Here is a 4,108-nt window from a genome sequence, read left to right on the forward strand (position 1 = left end):
GCCGCCGGCGGGCGCCAGGGCCGGGACGCCGCTGCCCGGCGGCGGGGCGGGCGGGGCCTGGCCGAACCGAGTCCCCGCGGGACCCCCGCGCGGGCCACCGATCCAGGGCTCCTGCACATCCCGGGCGCGGGCGCCGAACCCAAATCCCCGCACATCCCGCGCACGAGCCGCCGAACCGAAGTCCCCGCGGGACCCCCGCGCGGGCCACCGATCCAGGGCTCCTGCACATCCTGGGCGCGGGCGCCGAAGCGGGCGGTGTGTGGGTGGGTGCGAGTCGGTGGTGTCAGGGCTCCTCGCCTCCGTCTGCCTCCCGGAGTTCCGTCACCCGCTCCAGCAGGATCGCCTCCCAGGCGCGGCGGAGCTGGAGGCCGAGCAGTGGGAGGGGGGCCGTGTCACCCCGCTCGATGTGGTCGGCGAGGCGGATCACCGTGTCGCAGCGGGCCAGCCACAGGCCACGCAGACAGGGGCGGGCGCCGTAGCCGGCGAGGGTGGCGGCGCGGACGGCGGCCGGGGAGCCGACGGCCACCGCGAGGCCCGCGATGTCCTCGGCGGGGTCGCCCACGGCCGCGTCGGTCCAGTCGAGGACCCCGCGCACCCGCCCGTCGGCGCTGACGACGAGGTGCTCGCCCCGAAGGCCGTGGTGGACGAGGACCGCGGTGCCGGGCTGCGCGGCGAGCTGGACGGCGGCCGCGGAGGTGAGCTGGTGCAGCCGTACCGGGTCGAACTCATCGGTTCCGGCGAGCAGGTGGGCGGCCTTCTCGGCGGCCCGGCGCAGGCCCTCCAGGGAGCGCGGGCCGGTACGCGGGACACCGAGCGTCTCGGCCTGCCGTACGGGCACCTCGCGCAGCCCGGTGAGCAGACCCGCGAGGTCGGCCTCGCCGACGGCGGAGACGTCGTGCTCCTCCGCCGTGCCGCCCGGCACCTTGGTGTCGAGCGTGTACGTCAGCCCGGGCGCCCACTCGGCGTGCGCCACGCTGGTCGGGACGGCGAGCGTGAGGTGGGGGCGGACGAGGTCGCGCAGCCGCAGTTCCCGGCGCTGGCGCAGGGCGGCCTCACGGTCCGGGGCGAGGCGCAGCACATGGCGGGCGCCGACCCACCAGGTGGAGTGCCCACCGCCCTCGGCGACGGGCCGCACCTCCGGACCGGCCGTCCCCCCGCCGTCCTTGAGCAGGGAACTGACCAGTCGGCGGACGGTGTCCGCGGTGGGTGTCGGTGCCTGGGTCATGGTCGCGCCGTTGTCACTCGGGGGTGTGCGGGGGCTCCTGGGACGCTCAGTCCACTATGACCATCTCGCGGTCGGTGGTGTTCAGCCGCCGGCCGCCGGCCTCGGTGACCGTCACGATGTCCTCGATCCGCACCCCGAACCGGCCGGGCAGATAGACGCCGGGCTCCACCGAGAAGCACATGCCGGGCACGAGCGGCTGCCGTTCGCCCTCGATCATGTACGGCGGCTCGTGCGTGGTGACGCCGATGCCGTGCCCGGTGCGGTGGATGAAGTACTCGCCGTACCCGGCGTCCTCGATGACCGCGCGGGCGGCCCGGTCCACCTCCTGGCAGGCCACGCCCGGCTTCACCGCCCGGACCCCGGCCTCCTGGGCCTCGCGGACCAGGTCGTGCACCCGGCGCTCCTCGTCGGTGGGCTCGCCCACGTGCACGGTGCGGGAGGTGTCGGAGCCGTAGCCGTCCTTGAGGCCGCCGAAGTCCAGGACGACCATGTCGCCGCGCTCGATGACCCGGTCGCCGACCTCGTGGTGCGGGTTGGCGCCGTTCGGGCCGGAGGCGACGATGGTGAAGTCGACCTGGGAGTGGCCGAAGCGCCGCAGCAGACCGGCGAGGTCGGCGCCGACCTCGGACTCCGTGCGGCCCGCGAAGGGAACCTTCCTGATCTCCTCGAACGTCGCGTCGGCGGCCGCGCCCGCGGCCGCCATCAGTTCCAGTTCCGCCGCGTCCTTGACGGCGCGCAGCATCGGCAGGGCCTCGGTGAGGGAGACATGGCTGGTGCCGGGCAGCGCCCGCTGCAGGCCGAGCAGGTGCATCGCCCAGGCGTTGTCACTGATCCCGAAGCGCCCGCCGACGTCGAGGAGCGCGGCGGTGGCGGCGTAGGGGTCCTTGCCGTCGGTCCAGTCCCGCAGATTCAGCGCGCCCGCGCCGGGCGCCCGCGCCACGTCGGGCGCCTCCAGGGTGGGGACGACCAGGACGGGGGCGCGGCCGGGGACGAGGACCAGCAGGGTGAGCCGTTCGGTGGCCGCGGGGGGCGTGTAGCCGGTCAGCCACACCAGGTCCGGGCCCGGGGCCACGAGGAGCCCGGCGAGACCGGCGTCCGCCGCGGCGCGCGCGGCTCGGTCCATGCGGGTCCGGTAGTCGTCGGCGGTGAAGGGCGCGGGCGCGGTGCCGGTCATCCGGGCCTCCCTGGGCGGGTTGAGGGACCTCAAGGGACTACGGGCAGCATCCTGCCCGGACAGCGGGGGTCGCGCGACCGGTCTGCGGGTCCTCGCACGCCTCGGCCGGTCATGACGTCAGCTCTCCAGGGCGAGGCGCGCACCGAGAAGCAGCAGCACGCCCCCGGAGACCTGTTCCAGGCGCCGGCGCACCCCGGCTCGGGAGAGCACGGTCCGCATCCGGCCGACGAACCACACGTACAGGCTGTAGTAACCGATCTCGTAGACCGCCCACAGCGCGGCAAGACCGATCATGGCGGGCAGGTGCGGGGCTCCCCGGGGCACGAACTGCGGCAGGAAGGACATGGCGAAGATCGCCGCCTTGGGGTTGGCGAGGTTCAGCAGCAGCCCGCCCCGGTAGGCGGCCCAGCCGCTCTTCTCTCCGCCCTCCCAGCCGGCCGCGGCGTCCCCGGTGTGCCGCGCCTGCCGCAGCGCCTGGACGCCGAAGGCGATCAGGACGACCGCGCCGACGATCCGCATCACGTCGTACGCCACCTCGGAGGCCGCGAGCAGCGCGGTCAGGCCGAAGGCGGCGACGACTCCCCAGACGAAGACCCCCGTCTCGTTGCCGAGCACGGTCAGCAGACCGGAACGCCTGCTGCGCAGCGACTGCTTGATGATCAGCACGGTGCTGGGGCCGGGCGAGGCGGCGATGAGGGTGCAGGCGCCGAGGAAGGCGAGGAGGGTGCTCAGCATGCGCCCCATGGTGGTCGGTGCCCGGGCAGCCGGGCCAGCGGTTTTCACCGCGCCGGCGCGGGCCGGCTCCGGGGGGTCAGGTGACGACCCCGGGTACGGCCGTCAGCCGCTGGTGGCCGCCGCCGCGGTGACGGACGGTCAGTGTGACCCGCGTGCCGGGGCGGGCGTGGGCGACGGCGCGGGCGAGGTCGGCGGCCGTGCCGACGCGGGTGCCGCCGAACGCGAGGAGTACGTCGCCGCGGACCAGGCCGGCCGCGCAGGCGGGGCCGGGGACGTGGACGCCGACGACCAGGGCGCCCGGTCCGCGGTCGTCCACGGCCTCCAGGCCGAGGGTCGCGGCGGCGGGCGCCGGGGACGCGGACGGGGCCGGGTTCGCGGACGCGTAGGACGGCGAGGGGACGGGGCGGGCCGGCACCGGGGTGTGCGCCCGGCGTTGCAGGTCGGCGAGCTTGCTCATGCCGATGACCGTGGCTCCGACGGTGCCGATGCCGACGCCGGACAGCACCAGGACCGTCCCGACGAACAGGCCGAACAGCACGGCCCTCAGCCGCCTCGCGCGTCGTCGCGCGGCATGCGGGCGACGGGCCGGGGTGCCGGGGCGGGCACCGCCGCCGGGGTGCCGGCCGGGCATCGGCTTGGGACGCAGCGCAGTCTGTTCCATGGATCGCCTCCGGTCGGAGCACTACCCGGGGCACCGGCGCACGACGAGCCACGAACGAGTGAGACTGACCCGCGGTCAAGGGCGGGAAGAGGCGTGTCGCCCGGGGCGGGCGCGAGGTCACCCGCGTGCGCCCAGCGCCCGCGCCGGCGTCGCCGCCACCCCGGCGAGTGACCCCACGGACGGCCACGTCCCCGTGGCCGAACTGCCCGGCCACCCCTGGCGGTTTCCAGTGATGGTTGCGAATCATCTGGATTGCAGTGCTATGCCCCAGTCTCGCATAGCCTCGTCCGGGGTGCGGTCGCCGAGGACCATT

At 75.6% G+C, this 4,108-nt stretch carries 4 protein-coding genes; all 4 read right to left on the reverse strand.

Translation table 11 applies throughout. From position 1 onward, the window contains the following. Nucleotides 1-283: 283 nt before the first annotated feature. The 4 genes from ABZ453_RS50550 to ABZ453_RS50565 all read right to left on the reverse strand — a co-directional run bounded on the left by ABZ453_RS50550 (nt 284) and on the right by ABZ453_RS50565 (nt 3,795). Nucleotides 284-1,225, reverse strand: a complete 942-nt coding sequence (locus ABZ453_RS50550; protein WP_359026754.1) for an aminoglycoside phosphotransferase family protein — start codon at nt 1,223-1,225, stop codon at nt 284-286. Nucleotides 1,226-1,271: 46 nt separating this feature from the next. Then, nucleotides 1,272-2,399, reverse strand: a complete 1,128-nt coding sequence (locus ABZ453_RS50555) for an aminopeptidase P family protein (protein ID WP_359026756.1) — start codon at nt 2,397-2,399, stop codon at nt 1,272-1,274. Nucleotides 2,400-2,516: 117 nt separating this feature from the next. Further along, nucleotides 2,517-3,134, reverse strand: coding sequence for a LysE family translocator (locus ABZ453_RS50560; protein ID WP_359026758.1), 618 nt, complete (start codon nt 3,132-3,134; stop codon nt 2,517-2,519). A 76-nt stretch (nt 3,135-3,210) separates the two neighbouring features. After that, nucleotides 3,211-3,795, reverse strand: a complete 585-nt coding sequence (locus ABZ453_RS50565) for a PDZ domain-containing protein (RefSeq protein WP_359026760.1) — start codon at nt 3,793-3,795, stop codon at nt 3,211-3,213. Nucleotides 3,796-4,108: the final 313 nt, after the last annotated feature.

The organism is Streptomyces sp. NPDC005799, assembly GCF_040630525.1.
GTDB classification, from domain to species: Bacteria; Actinomycetota; Actinomycetes; order Streptomycetales; family Streptomycetaceae; genus Streptomyces; species Streptomyces griseorubiginosus_B.

Coding starts and splice junctions, on each gene's coding strand:
- ABZ453_RS50550 (WP_359026754.1), bottom strand. CDS start 1,225: ATGACCCAGGCACCGACACCCACCGCGGACACCGTCCGCCGACTGGTC.
- ABZ453_RS50555 (WP_359026756.1), bottom strand. CDS start 2,399: ATGACCGGCACCGCGCCCGCGCCCTTCACCGCCGACGACTACCGGACC.
- ABZ453_RS50560 (WP_359026758.1), bottom strand. CDS start 3,134: ATGCTGAGCACCCTCCTCGCCTTCCTCGGCGCCTGCACCCTCATCGCC.
- ABZ453_RS50565 (WP_359026760.1), bottom strand. CDS start 3,795: ATGGAACAGACTGCGCTGCGTCCCAAGCCGATGCCCGGCCGGCACCCC.